This window comes from uncultured Campylobacter sp. (genome assembly GCF_963517995.1).
Classification (GTDB): domain Bacteria; phylum Campylobacterota; class Campylobacteria; order Campylobacterales; family Campylobacteraceae; genus Campylobacter_A.
Genome location: NZ_CAUQHQ010000014.1, coordinates 1 through 20,471 on the forward strand (window position 1 = coordinate 1; position 20,471 = coordinate 20,471).

The 20,471-nt window shown below is 42.0% G+C and carries 18 protein-coding genes and 1 pseudogene; 12 read left to right on the forward strand and 7 right to left on the reverse strand.

All coding sequences use genetic code 11. The features are described 5' to 3' along the window. The first annotated feature begins 1 nt into the window (after nt 1). Complete coding sequence (locus RYL88_RS02795; protein ID WP_314988872.1) at nt 2–337, forward strand: histidine triad nucleotide-binding protein; 336 nt, start codon at nt 2–4, stop codon at nt 335–337. 127 nt (nt 338–464) lie between these two features. Here RYL88_RS02795 and RYL88_RS02800 read toward each other — a convergent pair whose 3' ends face one another. From RYL88_RS02800 to argH, 3 genes are all read right to left on the reverse strand, one after another. Continuing rightward, the gene (locus tag RYL88_RS02800) at nt 465–1,550 is read right to left on the reverse strand and encodes a methyl-accepting chemotaxis protein (protein WP_314988873.1); all 1,086 of its coding nucleotides are present in this window, start codon (nt 1,548–1,550) and stop codon (nt 465–467) included. Nucleotides 1,551–1,617: 67 nt separating this feature from the next. After that, the gene (locus tag RYL88_RS02805) at nt 1,618–3,501 is read right to left on the reverse strand and encodes an ATP-binding protein (RefSeq protein ID WP_314988874.1); all 1,884 of its coding nucleotides are present in this window, start codon (nt 3,499–3,501) and stop codon (nt 1,618–1,620) included. 17 nt (nt 3,502–3,518) lie between these two features. Beyond that, nucleotides 3,519–4,913, reverse strand: a complete 1,395-nt coding sequence (argH, locus tag RYL88_RS02810; protein WP_314988875.1) for an argininosuccinate lyase — start codon at nt 4,911–4,913, stop codon at nt 3,519–3,521. Between the two features lie 108 nt (nt 4,914–5,021). Here argH and RYL88_RS02815 point away from each other — a divergent pair, with 108 nt between their 5' ends. From RYL88_RS02815 to RYL88_RS02835, 5 genes and pseudogenes are all read left to right on the forward strand, one after another. Next, the gene (locus RYL88_RS02815) at nt 5,022–5,453 is read left to right on the forward strand and encodes a cupin domain-containing protein (RefSeq protein WP_122874257.1); all 432 of its coding nucleotides are present in this window, start codon (nt 5,022–5,024) and stop codon (nt 5,451–5,453) included. An 88-nt stretch (nt 5,454–5,541) separates the two neighbouring features. Further along, the gene (locus RYL88_RS02820) at nt 5,542–5,664 is read left to right on the forward strand and encodes a hypothetical protein (protein WP_277418951.1); all 123 of its coding nucleotides are present in this window, start codon (nt 5,542–5,544) and stop codon (nt 5,662–5,664) included. A 137-nt stretch (nt 5,665–5,801) separates the two neighbouring features. Continuing rightward, a pseudogene (locus tag RYL88_RS02825) lies at nt 5,802–6,379 on the forward strand (NAD(P)H-dependent oxidoreductase). A 113-nt stretch (nt 6,380–6,492) separates the two neighbouring features. Continuing rightward, on the forward strand, nt 6,493–6,804 hold the full coding sequence (locus tag RYL88_RS02830) for a hypothetical protein (protein ID WP_314988876.1): 312 nt from the start codon (nt 6,493–6,495) through the stop codon (nt 6,802–6,804). 575 nt (nt 6,805–7,379) lie between these two features. Continuing rightward, the gene (locus tag RYL88_RS02835; protein ID WP_295141034.1) at nt 7,380–7,925 is read left to right on the forward strand and encodes a YceI family protein; all 546 of its coding nucleotides are present in this window, start codon (nt 7,380–7,382) and stop codon (nt 7,923–7,925) included. 237 nt (nt 7,926–8,162) lie between these two features. On the opposite strand, the gene RYL88_RS02840 is transcribed toward RYL88_RS02835, so the two are convergent. After that, nucleotides 8,163–10,319, reverse strand: coding sequence for an STT3 domain-containing protein (locus RYL88_RS02840; protein WP_314988877.1), 2,157 nt, complete (start codon nt 10,317–10,319; stop codon nt 8,163–8,165). Between the two features lie 225 nt (nt 10,320–10,544). On the opposite strand from RYL88_RS02840, the gene RYL88_RS02845 reads away from it, so the two are divergent. The 6 genes from RYL88_RS02845 (at nt 10,545) to RYL88_RS02870 (ending at nt 16,277) form a co-directional block, all read left to right on the forward strand. Beyond that, nucleotides 10,545–11,003 carry a molybdate transport repressor gene (locus tag RYL88_RS02845; protein ID WP_314390810.1) on the forward strand — a complete coding sequence of 153 codons (459 nt, stop codon included), beginning with the start codon at nt 10,545–10,547 and terminating at the stop codon, nt 11,001–11,003. Between the two features lie 231 nt (nt 11,004–11,234). Further along, on the forward strand, nt 11,235–12,584 hold the full coding sequence (locus tag RYL88_RS02850) for a hypothetical protein (protein WP_314988878.1): 1,350 nt from the start codon (nt 11,235–11,237) through the stop codon (nt 12,582–12,584). A gap of 1 nt (nt 12,585) precedes the next feature. Further along, nucleotides 12,586–13,005: a YcfL family protein gene (locus tag RYL88_RS02855; RefSeq protein WP_295141022.1), complete on the forward strand. Its 420-nt coding sequence runs from the start codon at nt 12,586–12,588 to the stop codon at nt 13,003–13,005. Nucleotides 13,006–13,015: 10 nt separating this feature from the next. Further along, entirely contained in the window at nt 13,016–13,627 is a 612-nt protein-coding gene (lpoB, locus tag RYL88_RS02860; protein ID WP_314988879.1) for a penicillin-binding protein activator LpoB, read from the forward strand. A 13-nt stretch (nt 13,628–13,640) separates the two neighbouring features. Then, nucleotides 13,641–15,026 carry a hypothetical protein gene (locus RYL88_RS02865; protein ID WP_314988880.1) on the forward strand — a complete coding sequence of 462 codons (1,386 nt, stop codon included), beginning with the start codon at nt 13,641–13,643 and terminating at the stop codon, nt 15,024–15,026. 9 nt (nt 15,027–15,035) lie between these two features. Then, on the forward strand, nt 15,036–16,277 hold the full coding sequence (locus RYL88_RS02870) for a CsgG/HfaB family protein (RefSeq protein ID WP_314988881.1): 1,242 nt from the start codon (nt 15,036–15,038) through the stop codon (nt 16,275–16,277). A 296-nt stretch (nt 16,278–16,573) separates the two neighbouring features. Here the strand turns inward: RYL88_RS02870 and RYL88_RS02875 are convergent, their stop codons facing one another. Genes RYL88_RS02875 through RYL88_RS02885 form a run of 3 tightly spaced genes read right to left on the reverse strand, consistent with a single transcriptional unit; the run spans nt 16,574 to nt 20,455 of the window. After that, nucleotides 16,574–18,190 (reverse strand): hypothetical protein, encoded by a 1,617-nt coding sequence (locus RYL88_RS02875; RefSeq protein WP_314988882.1) that lies wholly within the window; start codon nt 18,188–18,190, stop codon nt 16,574–16,576. 40 nt (nt 18,191–18,230) lie between these two features. Then, the gene (locus RYL88_RS02880) at nt 18,231–19,442 is read right to left on the reverse strand and encodes a saccharopine dehydrogenase family protein (protein ID WP_314988883.1); all 1,212 of its coding nucleotides are present in this window, start codon (nt 19,440–19,442) and stop codon (nt 18,231–18,233) included. A 59-nt stretch (nt 19,443–19,501) separates the two neighbouring features. After that, nucleotides 19,502–20,455 (reverse strand): AAA domain-containing protein, encoded by a 954-nt coding sequence (locus RYL88_RS02885; protein WP_314988884.1) that lies wholly within the window; start codon nt 20,453–20,455, stop codon nt 19,502–19,504. Between the last annotated feature and the right edge of the window lie 16 nt (nt 20,456–20,471).

The window sequence follows — 20,471 nt, forward strand, 5'->3', positions numbered from 1 at the left end:
AATCGTAGCAGGCGAGATACCTTGCAACAAAGTGCTGGAAAACGACAAATTTCTAGCCTTTAACGACATAAACCCAAAGGCTCCGATTCATATTTTGATCATCCCGAAAAAGCACTTTGAAAATTTCCAGGAGATGGACGGAGCACTGATGGGCGAGATGACGAAATTTATCCAAGAGGTCGCGGTGCTGATGGGCGTGGATAAGAGCGGATACCGCCTAGTTACAAACTGCGGCGAAAACGGCGGCCAAGAGGTCATGCACCTGCACTTTCACCTGCTAGGGGGAGCAAAGCTGGGCTGGGTAGATACCGCAACCGATCCGCAAAGTACGTTTTAAATTTTAAATTTACGCTTGAAATTCGAGCGTAAATTTTACTTAGCGAGCCGGCCGTAAGCACGGCAAGCTCGTTAAATCCTCAAAAAAGACCGCCGAGCCCTTGCTGGGCTGAGCAGCCAAAATAATATCATTTCCTAGCCGCTCTAACCGCGTCTAAAAGCGTTTCAAAGCCTACTTTGCTCGAGTTTTCCACGTCTTTTAGGATTTCCACTCCAGCGGCGTTATCCTTGCTACTATCTGCGAAAATTTTGATCGCCTTATCAAGTCCGCTATGGACGTTTTCGTGATCTCGAGAGATATCTTGCACCGTTTTTGCGTCTTTTACGATATTTTTGACCTTTTCGTTAAACCACTTACCAAAGCGGCAGCTACCAACGCTAGAAATGCCGTCAAATTCGCCGTTTAAAACGGCTCTATATCCGTTTAGTTTCATATTTATATGGTCGATTTTGCCGTTGCTGACGTTAACTTCGTTGGTTAAATTTAATGTTTGATTTAAGATATTTTGCGTGTTTTCGTTCACGCTTGCGATAGTGCCTTGAAAATCGCTCAAAACGCGCATCACGTCGCCCGAAATTTTAGAGAAATTTTCGCTCATTCCTATCATCGTATTTGAGCTTTGTTTAAGTCCATTTATATTTACCTCGACTTCGAGAGTGGCTTTTTGCGTGCGTTCGGCGAGCTTTCGCACCTCATCGGCCACCACGGCAAATCCGCGTCCGTGCTCGCCCGCGCGAGCAGCTTCGATAGCTGCGTTTAGAGCTAGCAAATTCGTCTGATCCGAGATATCTTTGATGAGATTTATAATCTCCACGATCGACATCACGCTGTTATTTAGCGACGAGGCGTCGTTTTGCAGGTCGCCGCTCATTTGCTGGACGTTTTGCATAGAACTAACGATAAAGCTCGTCTGCTCGCGCAGTTCGCCGGTCTTAGTAAACGTTAGGTTATTTAGCTCGTTTATGTTTTCCAGTATTTCTAAATTTTCTTCCATCGTGCCTTGCAAGAAATTCATACCGTCGGCATAGCTGGCTATTAGCAGCTTGACCGCTTCGGCTTGCGGTTTTGGCGCGTTTTGCTCGCTCGTCGCACTTGATTTTGCCGCTTCCAGCTCGCTTTGCAGTTGCTTTATCTGCGCCTTTAGACTTTCGTTTTCCTGCGATAGAGCAGCATTTTTGCTCTCAAGCTCTTTTTTATAGCCGTTTCCAAACATCCCTTCCTCCTTAAATTTTTCTATAATTATATTAAAAATTTCATCTTTAAGCGGTAAATTTTAAAATTTATAAATTTGCTAGCTCTTTTATTTTTTCAAACCACCCTTTTATTTCATCAAAAGCGTCAAGCTCTTCAAGCATTTCTTTTGTAAGTTGTTTTGAAAGCTCGGTAGCTATATATTTTTTTGATGTTCTAGCACTGGATATAGGTTCTATATCTTTATTTGTCTTATCTACATTTTGATTAATAAAATTTGGCAAATCAAGACTATTCCATTCTTTTAACCACCCATCACTTTTATTGTGAAAACAAGTTTCTATTAAATAAACGCTTTTAATTAAATCTGGATGTATGTAGTTTTCTATTTCGGCTTTCCTTGTAAGATAGCCTGCGTTGCCAGAATTTATAACTTTATCTAAATACTTTTTGTATTGATAGTGTTTGGCTGTGTCTTTTTGATTATAATCGCTATCATATATATGGATTTGTGGGATATTCAATTTTACCAAATAATTATAGTCTACATAATGTTGAATAGAGGCACCACCCAAAAAAATCATCAATATAGCTTCATTTTCTAGGTCAACTATATTTTTAAAATCTATAATATTTTCATTAATATTTTTAAGAAATTCAATATCCGTATAACCTTCAACGCATACGGCGACTTTTAATTTTTGAATTTTTTCAGGATGAATACTTGGCAAAATTCCTAATGTATCAGCTACTAAATCAAGCTTATTATCTCCATTATTAATAATAGCAACATCATTCGCTTTACCAACTAATATCAAATTTTCTTCATCAACCATTTTTGCTATTTCTGGAGTATGGGTTGTAAGTATAAGTTGATAGGTATCTTTATAAGATAGCTCTTTTAATGCTTCTATAAGCATTTTTTGATGATTTGGATGCTGTGCGGTTTCCGGTTCCTCTATTGCATAAATTATATCCTTGTCCTTATTTTCATCACTACCTAGCTTTCTTTCAGCCTCAGCTCTGAAATAATTTAATAATACCATTCTCCTAAAACCACTTCCTCTTTTATTTAAGGCAATCCCATTGTCGCTTTCCAAACTAAATGAAAATAAAGTATCTAGACTTTTATTACTAATTTGAGGTTTTAAAGAATTTGTATTTTCTAGACCCATTTCCCTCATTTTATCTATTGTTTCGTTGCCTATTCTTGTCAGCTCCTCTTCTAATTGACTTTTTATCGTATTAAATTGTTCTTCAAATTTAGCTACGGCTATTTTTGTTGCACTTTTTAATGGGTTTTGTATATCGGCATCGCTATCTTTATTTGCTCTATCGCTCTGGAATAAAAAATACAAAGGCAACCATTTTTTTAACTGCTCCCATATGGCTTTGGCATCTTCTTTCGTTATATCAATTTTTATTTCTTCGAATTCATTGCTCGCCTTACCATATAATGCCTTTCTTGTTTCGGCATTAGTTCGCTTATCTATATCTTTAACCTCTTCTTTATTAAAATTCTCATTTAGTTTCTTTTTTAAGTCAGAAATTTTCATGTTAATTAGAGGCTCATTGGAGTATTCCTTCGGATACTGCGCTTTTATAAATACTTTTTCCTTTTGTAATTTTTCATTTTTTATTTCAAATTCTTTTATTATCTCTAAAAAACCATTGTTATTCAAAAGACGTTCATCTGTCAACTTTGTTTTATTAGAGGCATCTATTAAAATTTCCTTTTCACCGTCAACTATAAATTCTGCACCTATAATAATTGTATCGCCTTCAGAATTCTTACTAAAATCGGTCATATCTATTTTTATTGTACCACCTTCAAGAAAAATATCTAAAGCTTCTAATATTGTAGATTTTCCTACATCATTTTGCCCAATGATAACATTCATACTTTTATCAAAAAATATTTTTACATCTTTATACGACCTAAAATTTTTTAATGTTAAGCTTTTTAATTTCATTTTTCAACTCCTTAAATTTAGCCTTTCAGCCACCCGTTTAAAATTTCAATCTGTGCCGCCACGCTCTCATTTGCCGTTCCGCCCTGCGACTTGCGCGCCTCCTTAGAAGCGTTTAGATCAAGAAATTTAACCGCATCGCCGCCCAAGCTTTCATCCACGCTTGCAAGCTGCTGCGCATCTAGCTCGCTCAAATCTAGGCCCAAATTTTCCGCATACGCCACGGCTTTGCCCGTGATAAAGTGCGCTTGTCTAAACGGCACGTTTTTCTCCCGCACGAGATAGTCCGCCAGATCGGTCGCCGTGAGGTGCCCGCGGCGCGTCATCGCTAGCATATTTTGCTCGTTAAATTTAGCCGTTTTTAGCATCTGTTTTAAAATTCCAAGGCTCGCAAGAGCGGTGGCGACGCTATCAAAAACTCCCTCCTTGTCCTCTTGCATGTCCTTGTTGTATGCTAGCGGCAAGCCCTTCATTACCGTTAGCAGCGCGACGAGATTGCCGTTTACGCGCCCCGTTTTGCCGCGGATGAGTTCGGCGACGTCGGGGTTTTTCTTCTGCGGCATGATCGAGCTGCCCGTGCTGTACGCGTCGCTGATCGTGATGAATCCAAACTCCTGCGAGCTCCACAAGATGAGCTCCTCGCACAGGCGTGACGCATGCGTCATCAGCACGCTTACGTTAAACAAAATCTCCAGCGCGAAATCGCGGTCGCTGACGCTATCCATCGCATTTGGCGTTACTCCCGCAAACCCAAGCTCTCGCGCGACGAGCTCGCGGTTTATCGGATGCGGCGTGCCGGCAAGCGCGGCGGAGCCCAGCGGACAGAGGTTGTTTCGCTCGCGCGAGCTAGTAAAGCGCTCGTAGTCGCGGCGAAACATAAACGCGTAAGCTAGCAGATGATAGGCAAGGCTCACGGGCTGGGCGTGCTGAAGGTGCGTGTAGCCTGGCATCAGCGTGTCCGCGTGCTTGCTAGCGATATCTCGTAGCGCAGCGACTAGCTCGCGGATTTTTTCGGAGATCTCGACACCGCTTTTAAGCACGTAGAGGCGAAAATCAAGCGCGACCTGATCGTTTCTGCTGCGCGCGGTGTGTAGCCTGCCGCCAAGATCGCTTCCGATGAGCTCGCTTAGGCGCTTTTCGACCGCCATATGAATGTCCTCGTCGGCGGTTTTAAACTCAAATTTACCGCTTTTTATCTCCTCAAACACGGCGTCAAGCCCCGCGACGATCTTTTCGCTCTCCTCAGGCTTTAAAATCCCGCAGGCGCCGAGCATCCGAGCGTGCGCCTTGCTGCCCGCGATGTCCTCCTGCCAAAGCGCCCTATCAAAGCCGATCGAGGCGTTAAACTCCTCCAAAAGCTCGCTACTCTCACCGCTAAACCTACCCGACCACATTTTTTTTGGATTTTCTTGCATCGTTTTTCCTTTTTGCGCTAAATTTTGGCTTTGATTTTAGCTCAAATCCACTTAAATTTCACGCCGTATTCACTCTGCGCGGCTAAAATGAACGAAAAAGGAGCAAAAATGAAAAAGCGAATTTATCACGTAAGCGAGGTCGCAAAGAGCGGAGAAAAGGCGAGAAAAACGATATTTTGCGAGACGGACGCCACTAGCTGCGCGGTCTGGGTCGTGCGAGCCGGCCAAGAAGTCGCGGTGCACGCACACACTAAAAGCGACGACGTGTGGGTGTGCTTGCAAGGCGAGGGCGTGTTTTATCTTAGCAAAGAGGGTACGAGCGAGGCCGAAAAGACGGCGGGCGGACTTTTGGATAACGGCGAGCAGGTAAATTTTAAGAGTGAGCGACCCGCTAAATACAGGCAAGTCTCGGTCAAAAAGGGCGATGTGGTGATCTCGGCTAAGGGCGAGTGCCACGGCATGAAAAACACCGGCAAGGAGGATTTTATCTTTATCAGCGTTATCACGCCGTTGCCCGCTGATTACGTGGCGCTGGGGTAAATTTAAGCTAGCAAGAGTGGGGCTTATCGCGTGGGAAATGAAAATTTGTAGCATTTTAGGTATTTGTTGATTTTTGCTGCGTGTAAATTTGACAAAAGCACATAGCGGCGAAATTTTAAAAATTTACGGCAGCAAGCTAAATTTGACGCCGATAAATAACGCTGAAGCGATCGCGGTGCACGGCGATAAATTTGAAATTTTAGGACGCTAAACTGCGGCGCGAAAGTAAAATTTAGCAATAAGCGCTTTGTAAAATTTACGCTTGCGTTCGCATATAAGGCGCAAGGCAGAATTTAAATTTAGATGCGGTAAGCCGCTAACGAATAAATTTAATCAAAAGGATAAAAGATGAAAATACTACTTATCAACGGCGGAGCGCCGTTTAACGGCAATGGCGGCAAGCTAAGCAAAACCTTGCACGAGCTAGCCAAAAATACGCTGGAAGCCCTAGGGCACGAAACGCGCGAAACTACGATACATGAGGGCTACGACCTAGAGGGCGAGGTAGAGAAATTTCTATGGATGGATGCCGTGATCTGGCAGATGCCCGCGTGGTGGATGGGCGAGCCTTGGGTCGTTAAAAAATATATCGACGAGGTGTTTATGAGCGGCATGGGCAAGATAGTGGCAAACGACGGACGGCACAGCGCGAGTCCAAACGACGGATACGGCACCGGCGGCCTGATAAAGGGCAAATCACATATGCTAAGCGTCACGTGGAATGCGCCGCTTCAGGCGTTTGACAAGCCGGGGATTTTTTCGAGGGCGTAGGCGTGGACGGCGTTTATTTGCATTTCCATAAAGCCAACGAGTTTTTAGGCACGAAAAGGCTGCCTACTTTTATGTGCAACGACGTCATTAAAAATCCCGACATCAAGCGTTTTACGAGGGATTACGAAGCGCATTTAAAAAAGGTTTTTGGCTGATTGCGGCAGGCTAGCGCATAGTTCGCTCGTTTGCGAAGCTAAATTTAACCGCCTTTGCTTTTAAATTCGGCTTGGGACAAACGGCAAATTTAATCGCAATAAAAAGGAAAAATATGGCTTACCCGTTACTAGGCACGAAAATAGTGATAGACGAAGATAAGGTTTTACGAGAGAAAAAGTATAAGCTAGACGTAATATACGAATATTTAGACAAGCTTGCCCAGCAGTGCGATTTGATTAGGATTGATAAAAACACTTTTCACGCAAAGGGTAATGAAAATGACCTGGCAAATTTGGGTCTGTTTGTTTATAAACACGCCATTAAAAACGAGTGGATAACTAAAAATGTCAAAGAGTGGGTTTGGATTAGTCAAAAAGAGGGCAACAGCGATATAATTGGTGATGATATGGGAGTTTGGAAGTAAACGGCAAACGACGTATCCGCAAAAAACGCCCGTATATTAGTATTTACGCACCTTTTAGCTTGCGCTTTATAGGCTATATGCGCCGCTTATGCGAAGCTTAAATTCGCCATTCAATTTTAAAAATTTAAAACGCAAATAACGTCATTTGCGAGTTTATCGTCTCGTTTACGAAACCCTCTTTGCAAAAAGGCGCGAGCATCGCCTCTACGTCTTTGACGCCATGTTTTAGCGCGTTTATATCAAGGGGCCGACATACGTTTTTTAGCGCCTGGGCCGCGTCTTGCTTAATGGCCCCGGTTTGCTAAATTTTCTTGCTAAATTTTGCGCCGCGCGCCGTAAGCCGCACTTCAAGCTTGCTATAAAGCATAAAATTCGCCGTTTTTACCGTATCTTTCAAAAAACGACTCCAATAAATCGCTCGTTCTAGGCGCCTAGCCTAGGTAAATTTGTATCGCCTAGTCACGCCGAAACGAAAGCGGATAAAAATAGTAGCTTTAAGCTTCGTTTGAAGTTTTAGATTATATAATTGCTAGCTTAATGATAGCAGTTATTAATCTTAATCTTAAGGAGAACGGATGAGAAAAATCGTTTCTGGCGCGTTAATCGCCTCTTTATTTGCGGCTTCGGCATTTGCTTTTAGCGTAGAGGGCGAGCCTAACGTAAAATTTGTCGGCTACAAACTGGCAAATAAAACAGGCGTCGAAGGCACGTTTAAAGAACTAGGCTTTAAAAGCGCGGAAAATGCTAATTTCGCGGATTTTTTAAAGAGCTTTGAATTTAACATCGATCCAAAAAATATAAATACAAAGCTTCCCGACCGCGATAAACGTATCGGCATAATCTTCGACGGCAACGCAATCGCAGCTAAAATCGTATCGGCTAGCGGTGACGATAAGGCCGGCGAAATAGAAGTCGAAGTAAGCGTAAAAGGAAATAGCAAAACCTACAAAACGCAGTATACGGTCGAGGGCGGCACGCTAAAAGCTAAAATCGGCGTCGATCTTTTAGCCGATCTAAAACTAGACGAGACTTTTGCTAAATTTGCAACCGCAGCCAAGGCGTTTCACGGCGGCAAAAGCTATCCGGACGTAGAAATCTCTCTGGAAGCTAAAATAAAATAATCCTCAAATTCGGCGCAGATATGGGCTGGACTAAGCCCGTTTGCGCCGAATTTATCTCTAAAACGTAAAAACGACTCAAAAAAAACGCGCCAAAATTTACTGCGGCGCAAAGCCGGCTATATTAATTTACGCCGAGCCGTGAAACCGGGCCGCTTAAATAATCGCTACCGAATTCTTAGCAGGAGCTAAATTTAGCCTCGCTAGCCGCCGAGACTACGAGGCTAAACCTGGCTTTGTTTATTTTAGTAGTTTGTAAATTTTTGCTTTATTGCCCAGATAAACCTGCTCAAATAGATTTTTATCGTGATTATCCAGCAAAAACATCTGCACGAAGGCCGAATCGTAAGCCTTTTGATCTAAAATCAAAATCCTCTCGTAATCGGCCAAAAATAAGACATGGATATACGCGCTTTCGTCCAGCTTTTTGTCGTTTTTTACGAGGTTGCCGTCTGCGCCTCTGGCTATATGATGATGGGAATTTATTTTTACCTCTTTGCCGTTATGTAGCAGATGCGGACTGTCTATGCCGGGCAACGTCCAGCCGCCGCCTAGGTCTAGCTTGCCGTCAGCTTCTATAGTAAACTGATAACCGACGTGTACCGTTCTATCCAGCCGCTCCTCGCCCGTAGCGATATTTATGGAGGTAAATTTTAAGATAGCGGGCAGCATGTCTATTATCTCCGGCACGAAATAATAATAAACGTCTCTCGTTTTTTTAGGAAGCTTAAAATTTTCGTCGTTTAGAGATTTTAAAAATTTATTTATATCTTTTTCGCCGTAGTCTTTTTGCGCTCTTAACAATAATGAACCAGGCTTTTCATCCAGACTTTTTTCGATGTATTCTACGCTTAGTCTTGCCATGTTGGCAGAGGCGGTTTGATTTTCGTTTAGCATAAAGGCCGATAAAAAAGCGTATTCGCCTATCTGTCTGCTGCCGGGGTCTGAGACCACTTTGACATCGGCATAATATCTAATCAAATATCCAAAATCCCACCAAGATACCGCATAATCCTCTCTACTAGCCTTATCTTTTAGCTGTACTAAAGGTGCGATAGAACTCTTAAAAAGCGTAGGCGGAACGAGAAATCTATATATAAAATCGACATTAGGCGTTAAGGCTAGGCAAGCCAGCAAAACGGTCATGGCGTTTTTAAGCCATCTTCTGATACCAAAATACTCAAATGTAAAATATATAAAATAAGCAAATCCTAGCGCGGCAACGGGCGTAATATACATAGCAAACCTAACCCCTGCGACAAACGATAAAAATCCGAGCGCTGCCATAGGAAGAGCTAGGATAAAGGAGCGAAATTTAATAACCAGCAAAACAAGACCCGCCATAGAAACTATAAAGGTAATAACGTTTCCGGCCGCATATATAGCAAAGGTGTTAAAAGATATGTTAGCCGCCTCGATGACGGTCTTTCTGGTGCTATAAAAATAAAGCGTCTCTAAATTTCCTCCTACGTTTTTATTGATATAAACGTCAAGCACATATAAAACCGGCTCAAATCCGCCAAAGCTCACAAATAAAACCGCTACAAACAAGCCCGCGCCGATAACGGCCTTTTTGCCTAAAGAAGCGGAAGCTTTCGCCATAAAAAAATATAACGCCGCTATAAGAACGACTTTTAGGGCCAAAATGTAATTAACGATCATTTCGCCTTCGCTGCGATAATCAAATCTAATAAGAGCGACCGCCATCAGTATCGCCGCTTTATAGTTTACGTCGTTTTGCCTATCTGCTACTAGCGTATATAATAAAAACGTAACCAAAAGGCTTAAATTTAACGAATACGAGCTAACGTACCACCAAGAATAAAGCGCGGTAAAAACGGCCGGTAAAAATATATCTTTGCTAGAGCGGCTTTTTACGAGTTTGATTAAAGACCAAACCGTTAGCGCGGGCAGGGTTATGTTTAGCATATCGCTATCAAAATATCCGCCCATAGTCCTGATATAGTACCCGGGCGCCGAAACGGCTAGTAAAGACGCCACGACGCCCACGCTTAGCATTTTGTATTCTCTTGATATTAAGATGACGGGCACCGCTAGCAAAGGAGATAAAAATATACTCGAATAAAATGCAACAGTATCTACGTTAGAGGATAAAATATTGCTTATTAAAAACGTTAGCGTCGGGATGGAAGCACCGTACGGACTAAGGTCGCCTTTTTGATGAAAGCCCGCTAGCATATCGCGCGCCCCCTCCGCGTTAGCAAACGCATCGTTAGTAGTTAGCAGCGGCACGCCGTTAAGCCAAAACTCGTCCATGCCTAACGTCCAAACGACCCAATAATACCTGCATATCACGCCGAATATATAAACCAGCGTCATAACTAAAAAAATATCTCTGCGAGAATACTCGCCGCTAAAAACCGTGTTTTGTTGCATTTACGTCCTTAAATTTACCCGCGCAAAGCAAACTAGCCGAATTGCCGGGTCATTTTTTATTTAATTCGCATTTATTATAGCAAAAAATTACGCCGATTTTAACGCCGATATAAAATTTAACCGCGGATAACGCTTTTTAAGCGCTAAATTTATGCTTGCGCTTAGCGCTTTAATATCCGTATTTACGCCGCCGTTTGGTATAATCTGCAAAAAAAAGGAGCAAAGATGACGGTAAAAGAAAATAAAAAAGGCGCAGCAAGCGCATTATTTTTGGCTATTGCGCTATTTTGCGCGGGTTTTGCGGGATATTTTTACTACGCTTTGGGCGGTACGGGCATTTTTACGATGGCCGTTGCCGTGATCTGCGCGGTTCTTTGCGTAAAAAAGATATTTCAAGTTAGTTTTTTGCGTATCGAAGACGATGGATTTTTAGTGCAAAAAGGTGGTAAAAACGCCAAATTTTACTTTAAAGATATCAAGCAAATCAGCATCCACGAGATAGACGCCAAGCGCAAAATAGACGTTTTAAACGTTAAATTTAAAAAAGGCGGGCTAGACCGCGAGCTAGCATACGGCCTCATGCAGCCTACCGGCGATGATGACGCCGTGATATACGACAAATACGAGCTCTCAAAGCACGAGATTTTTAAAATTTTAAAGCAAAAATTTGAAAAACAAAGCTAGGACGCAAATTTATGCCTCTAAAATCGGCAAATTTTTTCGTGACGAGCAAGGCGGTTTGCTTTTATTATATTAAATCTTTATTTTAATTTCTACGCAAGATTAATGTTTTAAAGATTTTGCGATTTTGCTTAATATTTATTTAATATTATTTGGTGCAACATTATACAAGTATTACTAAAATCTAGGGGCAAAATGAGTGGTTTTAAACGTCTATTTATTAAAAGATGCATTATGGCCTGTATTATTTTCGTATCGTTTGTAGGCTGTGCGGCGGTAACCGGCCATCAAGACGGCATCGCGGCTTATTCTAAAAAATTTGCCGACGGAGTTTGCGACGTAACGGAGCAAAAAAATAAGATCGCAAAAAGCGACGACGCCGTACTTTCGGCAAATCAAGCAGGCGCGTTGCTTAGACAGTGCGGAGACTTTAACGCTAGCGTTTATTATTTTGATGTGGCCGAGTCAAAATATAAAGAAGATATAGACGAAAAAGGCGCGCTATCTGCGGTAGGAGCCGAGATAGGTTCGGCTTTAGTAAATGAAAATACGCTTGATTACGAGGGGTATTATTATGAGCGCGTTATGACGAATATTTATAAATCGTTAGACTTTATGTCTATGAAAGATTACGATAGCGCCAGAGTGGAGCTAAACAGGGCCATAGACAGACAAAGGCGAGCTAAAGATATGTATGCCAAGCAGCTACAAAAAGCTAAAGACGAGCTGGAAAAAGACGCCAAGGTAGAGCAAAACGATCAAAAATCTCAAAACGATTCGCAAATTTCGGCGATACTATCCTCATACGAGAGTTCGATAGGCGATTTTAGAGCCTTGCCTAATTTTATAAATCCGTTTACTTCGTATTTAGCCGGTATATTTTTCTTTATGGACGGCAACTACGAAAAATCGCGAGATTTACTAAAAGAAACCCTGTTGATGGATAGTAAAAATCCGCAAGTTAGAAAAGATATGGCGCTGATAGATAGCTACTTTTCTAAAAACGGACACAAAAATCTCTCTAAATACGTTTGGGTCATATATGAAAACGGCCAAACTATCGCTAGAAAAGAGCTCAGATATGACATACCGCTTTTTATAGCCACCATGCACGTGCCTCACGTGGGCATAGCCTTGCCTACGCTGGATCAAAGCGCTAGTTCGTATGAATTTATAAAAGTAAACGGCGAGCCTACGACCCGGATAGCCGATATGGACGCCGTGGTAAGAACCGAATTTAAAGACCAAATGCCCGTTCGCGTAACCAGAACCGTAGCAAGGGCGATAACCAAAGCGGCACTTAGCTACGGAGCTAGAGAAGCAGCCGGAGATATAGGAACGATAGCGGCCGGTTTATATTCGGCGATTACCAATAAATCGGACGTCAGATACTGGAGCACCCTGCCGCGCGACTTTCAAAGCCTAAGAGTCGAGAATAAAGGGCAAATTTTACAAATCGTAACAAACGACGCAAAGCCTGTTAAAAATATAACCCTAAAAGAGGGACTAAATGCTATCATCTATATAAAATCTCTAACGCCGGGTAATATTAGCCTAAACGAAATTTACTATGAAAGGAAATAAAATGAAAAAATTTGCGCTTTTTGCGCTTAGCTTATTGCTCATAGGCTGCTCATCAAAAGAACCTAAAGCAAGCCCGCACCTAGATATCGAGGACAGCTCGGTAAATAGCTTTTTATCGCTGCAAAGCCTAAACGACCGCTTCACTAACGGCGGTATGATGGAGGTCGAGGCTAGGTTTAAAAACGAATCGTCTTTTAACAAAGACCTGCTTTATAAGGTAGATTGGTTTGATAAAGACGGCTTTTTAATCACAAACATAACTACAAAATGGAAAAGAGTAGTCGTGCAGAGCAAAAGGGACTTTAACGTCAGAGCCGTTTCGCCTAGCGATAAAGCAGTTAATTATAAGCTACGCATAACGACCCCGGATAGCGACGATAAAGATATCAAGACCATAAATAGATACGAATTTAAAAACTAAGGAGTAAATAATGAAAAAGACTTTATTTTCCGTAGCCGTCATAGCTGCGATATTTAGCGGATGCGCTACGAGCGGCTATATGCAAAACGGCTCTAAAGTAAAAGACGCAGAGCCTATAACGATGGGCATAGATCATACCGACTTTGAAAAGGCCGCAAGCGACGCCGTAGAAAGCCTGCTATCTAGCGGATCTCTAGAAAGACCGGGCGGCGGACGTTACGTCGTAGCTATGGGCAAAGTTATAAACGATACGACTCAGCGCATCGATACGGCTTTACTAACCAAAAAAATCCGCATCGCTATGCTAAAAAGCGGTAAAGCAGTAATAACTACCGCAGTCGCCGCCGGAGGAGCGGAAGATGCGATGTCTCACGACGTAAGAGAGCTTAGAGAAAACGACGAATTCGCCCAAAATACGATCGCTAAAAAAGGCACACTACTAGCTCCTGATATGAGCTTATCTGGAAAGATAATACAGCGAAATATAAAAACCACGGACAATAAACAGCTAGTGGAGTATTATTTTCAGCTTACTTTGACTCAGTTGCAAACCGGTCTAGCATTCTGGGAAGACGAGATAAATATAAATAAAATCGGTTCAAACAAAAGCGTAAGCTGGTAACTAAAGGAAAAATATGAATATCAAATTTTTAAGTTTGGCGGTAGCTACGGCTTTGACGTTAAATTTAAGTTATGCGCAAGAAGCAAATGAACAAAGCGAGCAACTAGAAAGCATAGACGATCAAAAGATATCCCAAACGGTAAACGACGCACAAAAACCTAAAAAAGAAAATATGCAAAAGCTACTAAGCGATGCCGAAAAAGAACTAAAGCAAAAAGCTAAGAAAAACGGCATAAAAGCAACCGTCTACAAACAAACGGCGTCTATAGACGTAGGAACCGACGATCCTCAGTATTATGATTATCTAACTAACGCTTATAATCAAGCTATTTTAGAGCTAAAAGCTCAGGTCGCGTTGTCAAAGGCCGGCAGTGTCGCCGTTAAAGAAGCTTATAGCTACTATAATAAAACCGTACCGGATACGATTTTGCAAGATGAGTTAAAAAAGGAATCGGACGAAAGATTAACCCAAATGCAAGCCGAACAAGATATGGACGGAGTGTTTGGCATGGTATTTGGTATAATCTCTAAAGCCGTACAAGATAAGCCGGAAGCGGAGAAAAAAAGGCTAGAGGTCGAAGTAACTAAAGATATATTTAACAAAGCTTATTCAGACGGCTTTGTTAAAAGCGGTTTTGATAGCATAGAAGGTCTTGTGCCGTATGCAAATTTTATCGTTACTAAAGATAACGGCGAAATCGAAATAGGCGTATTAGCCTACACTACGGAAAAATCTATCCAATTAGCAAGGGATTTAAAACAAGGCAGACAATCTAAAAAGACGGAAAATAAAGAGCAATGTAAAGATCCTACGGAAGTAGCCGATGCGCTTAGCGACGAAGAGCTTTTAAGCACCTTTGGATTGAAATATTTCTACAACGAAAACTGCCGCCCTAGTTTACTAGCTTACGGTATGGATTCTTTTATTAAAGAAGAAGGGATGAACGCAGACTACCGAAAAGAAAGCAGCGAAAGAGCTCGCGGTATGGCGGATAAATTTATCTCTAATTTTTTAAATTCTAACGTCAATGCCTTTATCAAGGACACTAAGGTACAGCAAAAAACCGTACAAGCCATGATGAAGGCTGCGAGAGAAAACGACGTTACGAACTATAATGCGCCGGAAAAGAAAAAAACAAATGCCATCATAAAAGAGATGTCGCAGGAATTTAGTAGTTCATCGTCTATGAATTTACGCGGCGTCGAAGACGTAAGAAGTTGGAGCGTGGATAAAGACGACTACGAGGTCGTAGGCGTAATTAGATATTACTCAAGAGATAGTATTGAGGCGGCGAATGAAAAATTTAACCCAAAAACTCAAACTAACGAGAAAAAAAGTAATAAAAAAGCGACTCCCGGAGTCAAGAAAAGCAATAATCTAAGCGTAGACGATTTTTAGGCGGCGATCATGAAAAAGATAATTTTTGCTTTTACTCTTTTCGTATCTTTGCTAAATGCCGAAGTTATAACGAAAACCAATGTAAGCACCGCTAACGGCGAAGGTTACGGGGCCAGCTACGACGAGGCTTTAAGTAAAGCTCTAGCCGATGCCGTCGGTAGGATGAACGGCGTAAAGCTAAGCGCTAGTACTTTTATGCTGACGAGTTCGATCCAAGACGGTAAAGATAGGGATTTTGAAAAAATTTATAGCGATCAAATTTCAAAGCAAACCGGCGGGAGATTCGACTCGTATGAGGTTTTAAAAAACGTAAGGACTCCGGACGGCTATAACGTTGCCGTAGAGATCAAAAAAACCAGCGTCTCAAAAAAATATAAAACTCCCGGCCTTGATCCGAATAATCGCCGCAGGCTAGCGGTTATGCCGGGATACGTATCGGATTTTTCGTTTGAGGTAAACGGCGAATACAAAAGCAGTATCCGAGTCGCGGACGACATAACTCGCTCTTTGGTAACGGCGATAACCAAGACGCGTAAATTTACGGTTTTAGATAGGGAAAACGGCGATGCGTATTACCGAGAAAAAGCCGTACTTAGCAGCGGTAATGCCGCAAAAGAGGAGCTTTTGAAGCTAGGAAACGTACTGGGCGCGGATTATCTCTTGGTTTTTGATTTGGAGGAATTTAGCCTTAGCGAAGGTAAGGCAAGCACCATAACTACGGGTAAGGCAAGCGGCAAAAAGGCTAGCGCGCGTATCCACTACAGAGTGCTAGCGATGGCGACTAGACAGGTTAAATTTTCAAACGATATAGCCGCTAGTTTTAGCGTCAAAGGCGACCATGCCTACGCCCTGGCCGTCCAAGACATAGCAAAAGCCGTAACCGATGAAATCATAGCTAGCATCTATCCGCTAAAAATCTCTAGCGTCTCCGGCAATGAGATACTTATCGCGCAAAATTTAAGGCAAGGAGACGTTTATGAGGTGTATTCTCTAGGTCAAACGGTAATCGACCCGTACACCAAAGAAGTCGTCGGAAAAGAAGAGACCATGACAGCCAAGGCCGAGGTTACGCGCGTAACGCCTAAGATGAGCTATCTAAAGCTGGTCTCAGGCAGTGCTAAGGCCGGCGATATCTGCCGCCTAGTCCAAGGCTCTAATATCGGCTCGCCAAAGGTCGGCACCGATGCGGGCGGACGCGAAGATAACGTAGTCAAGCAAACGGCTGGCGGCGGAGTAGTCTTGCCTTTTTAGATCAAATTCGGCCGGTTTTGCTTATTAACCGGCCTATTTTGCAAGGAGGCAAATTTATACATTTGTGCAGTCCGTAAAATTAGCGTTTTAAACGTAAAATTTAAAAAAGGCAAGCTAGACCGCGAAGCAGCCGATGGACTTATACAGCCTACCGGCGACGATGATGCCGTGATATACGACAAATACGAGCTATCCAAGCACGAAATTTTTAAAATTTTACAGCGGAAATTTGAGGCGCCAAACGTACAAAAAAAGAAACAAACAACAACGTAAAGATCACTTAGACCTTTACGTTATCACTCTACAAGTTTACAGTCTATAACTTCATTATTTTCAATAGCAAGTGCTAATGTATACTCCCTGTTAACCAATTTGAACTCTGTTTCTAAACCATCATAAATATATTGAAAATCTTGTTTTCTATTTTCCAAAAAGGCTTCATTGGCTAATTTTAGGTTATTTGACTGCAACAAACCATCCTTTCCTTTAACATTATTCAACAAACCATTAAAATCATTTATCTGTTGCTTAATACCTTCTATATCTTGATAAAACAATTCATTTCTAGTTGCATAAAACAATATTGTATAAATGCTTAATAAAATTTTTATACAAGAGTCATATTTTTCAACCAACTTATGTATTTTTATAAAAAGTTGATTTATTTTTTTATCTGTCATGTCAATATATTTTATATTTTGTATATTGTCTTTTATTTTTAGAAAAATTGTTTCATAAAGCATAGATAAATTTTTTGCGTCATCTTGTAGTCTATTTAATACCACTTGGTTGTTTTTTATGTCGCTGATTTTTGATGCTTTTTCTAAATTTTTAATAGCAGCGTTTATTCTGCCTTGTTCTGTAAAATCTATATCTTTTAGTATCTCGTCTATACCATCTTGTATTGATGAAAGTTTGCTGCTTATATCTGCCAAATGTTTTTGTGCAACCACAGTAGATAACGCATTAAATAAAACACCAGAAGTTACGATTTTTTCTAAATTTTCAGGTTTGAAAAATTTTGCATGTTCTACTATCTTGCCATTTTCTACTATTACGCCTCTTAAAAGCCTTGGATTATCTTTAACGCTAGCCAAAAGCTCTGGACTTACTGTGCATTGTAAATAATTACCGCTTGCTAGCTCCATTGAGGTTATAACTCCAGTGGCGTTGTTTAAAAACACAGAACTTTTCGAAATATTATAATCCTTTTTTGATTCTTGTTGGTTTATGTTTTTTTCTATACCATTTTTCTTAATTGGCTGTGGTATAGCAAATATGGTTTTTAAATCTTGAGATTTATTTTTAAGCCACATTAGTTGAATCGTAAAAGGCACAATAATCCTTAGAGCAGGAGACGATATCTGCCTAATAGCGTCACCTGCTGCAATGACTGGATTTATTTTTGTAAAAACAAAAGTGCTAAACTTTGATGCTATGTTGGTAAAAGTTTTACCTTTTTTATCAGAGCTTATTCCAAACTTAATATCAATTTCTTTAGACTTTTTTTGTACATCCTCAAATGATATTTGTTGCCATTCTTTCCCCAAAACAAATAACAAAATTTCTTGTTCTTTTTGCTCATAAGAAAGCTTGTTGTCTTTAGAAATAAACAACTCATATATATCATTTAATATTTCGTAATAATCAACAGATTTTATTTTAGTCGTAAGGCTTCTAGCTACATTCATTAATGAGTTACTGCCAAATTGATAAAATTCGTTTAGTAAAACTTTAATAGTCCCCTTGTAGTGAGATTTTAATTCACTATTTTTCTCAGAAACTAAAAAATCTTTAACTGCCAAATCCAATGCAACCCTACCAGTACCGTTATCTGTAATAATATCTATTAAACTATCAACATATTTTTTGTCTAAACTAGACAAAAAATCTACTAAATCATCCTGGCACATATTTCACTCCTTTATTTTTAATTTAAAAATTTAGTCCAAATTAGACTTCGTATCTTTCGCCTGGCTTCATCTCTATCATCTCCCACGGCAATCCCTGCCTATTTAGCTCATCCATGAAAGGCTTGGCGTCGAAATTTTCCATGTTAAAGACGCCTTTTCCGCTCCAAATGCCTTTTGCCACCATCATCGAGCCGATCATCGCAGGCACGCCCGTCGTGTAGCTCACGGCCTGCGCGCCCGTCTCGGCGTAGCAAGCCTCGTGGTCGCAGACGTTGTAGATATAGACTTGACGCTCTTTGCCGTCCTTGAGCCCGCGGATCACGCAGCCGATGTTGGTTTTACCCTTCGTTCTAGGGCCTAGCGACGCAGGATCAGGCAGTAGAGTTTTTAGAAACTGTATCGGCACGATTTTCACGCCGTTATGCTCGACCTCGTCGATGCGTAGCATGCCGACGTTTTCTAGGCATTTCATGTGAGTTAGGTAGCTCTGTCCGAACGTCATAAAAAAGCGGATTCGCTTTAGCCCCTTGATGTTTTTTACTAAGCTTTCTAGCTCCTCGTGATAGAGCAGGTAGCTATCTTTGACGCCGACTTTGGGGTAGTCCCATTTAAACATTATTTCCATCGGCTCAGTCTCTTTCCACTCGCCGCGCTCCCAGTAGCGACCCTTTGCGCTTACTTCGCGCAGGTTGATTTCGGGGTTAAAATTCGTCGCAAACGGATATCCGTGATCGCCCGCGTTGCAGTCCAGGATGTCGATCTCATGGATCTCGTCAAAGAGATTTTGCTGTGCGTAGGCGCAAAATACATTGGTCACGCCCGGATCAAAGCCGCTTCCCAGCAGCGCCATGGTGCCCGCCTTTTTAAAATCCTCGTCCTTCGCCCATTGTAGCTTGTATTCAAATTTAGCGGTATCGGGATGCTCGTAGTTTGCGGTGTCGATGTATGGGATGCCGGCGCGAGAGCATGCGTCCATGAGGGTTAGGTCCTGATACGGCAGCGCGACGTTTAGTAGTAGCTCGGCGCCCGTTTTTTTGATGAGCGCGACCACGGCATCGGTATCGTCCGCGTCGATCTGGGCGGTGTCGATAGCCACGCCTAGGCGGTCTTTGATAAACTTAGCGATCGCGTCGCACTTGCTTTTGGTACGGCTAGCAAGGGTGATCTTGCTAAAAACGTCCACGTTCATCGCGCATTTTACAGTTGCGACTTGGCTCACGCCGCCCGCACCTATGATTAAGATATTTGACATTTTGGCTCCTTTAAATTTTAAATTATAATTTTATCGCTATTTCGTTTAAATTTCTATTCTTAAATTTCTCTAGCCGCAACGCTAAAATAGTTTAATCCGCCCCATGCGTCCTTGTCGCCGACGATATAGATATACTCCTTGGCGCGCGTTAGAGCTACGTTTAGTAAATTCGGCTTTGCCGACGCCCATGCTCTTGCGCCCGCGCTAGCTCCGCCTAGGATAAAGATAACGACTTTGGCTTCTTGGCCTTGCATGGTGTGGATGGTGTTTGCCCTGATTCGTATTTTGCCTTGTTTTTGCAAGACCGCGCTTTGCTTTACGACGTCGGTAAAGGGCGTTATGATTTTTATATGTTCGCTTGCGTTTGCGCCGATTAGCGTTTTTAGCGATTCGTAAATTTGATCCGCCGCCGCCAGCTCGGCCTCGCTGCCGTTGCCGCTCCAAACGCTCGTTTTTATATCTATCCAGCAGCTTGCCGCTTTGGCGAGCGAGTTTTTATTTTTACCTTTGCCCCAGACCATAGCGCCGTCGTACGTCGTCTCGTTTGCGACGTTAAACATAGGATTATCGCAGCGTCTATGCACGATGAGCGGCGAACCGACCCAGGTTTGACCGATATAAGCGCCTATTTTTTGAGTTTTATCCGCGCACGCTTGCAGCGAAGTTGTCGCTACGTTAAACTCCCTAGACGCTCCGGTATAGCCAAGCAGCACGTCGTTTAAATTTTCGGGTAGAGTTACTACCGGTTCTAGTTGCAACGGGTCGCCTACTATTACCGCCGTTTTAGAGCGATATAGCGCGCCTACGGCGTTTGAGATATTTGCTTGACCCGACTCGTCTACTAATAAAAGCCCGATATCGTTTTCGCCAAAATCGCTAAAAAACCGCCCAAAAGAGGCAAACGTCGAGCTAACGACGGGAACGACGAAAAATAGCGATTTTAAAATTTCCCTTACCTGCTCTTTCTTTTTAAATTTACCCAGCTCGCAAAACGCCGCCAAATTTGCGCCCAACTTCGCCTTTTGCGAC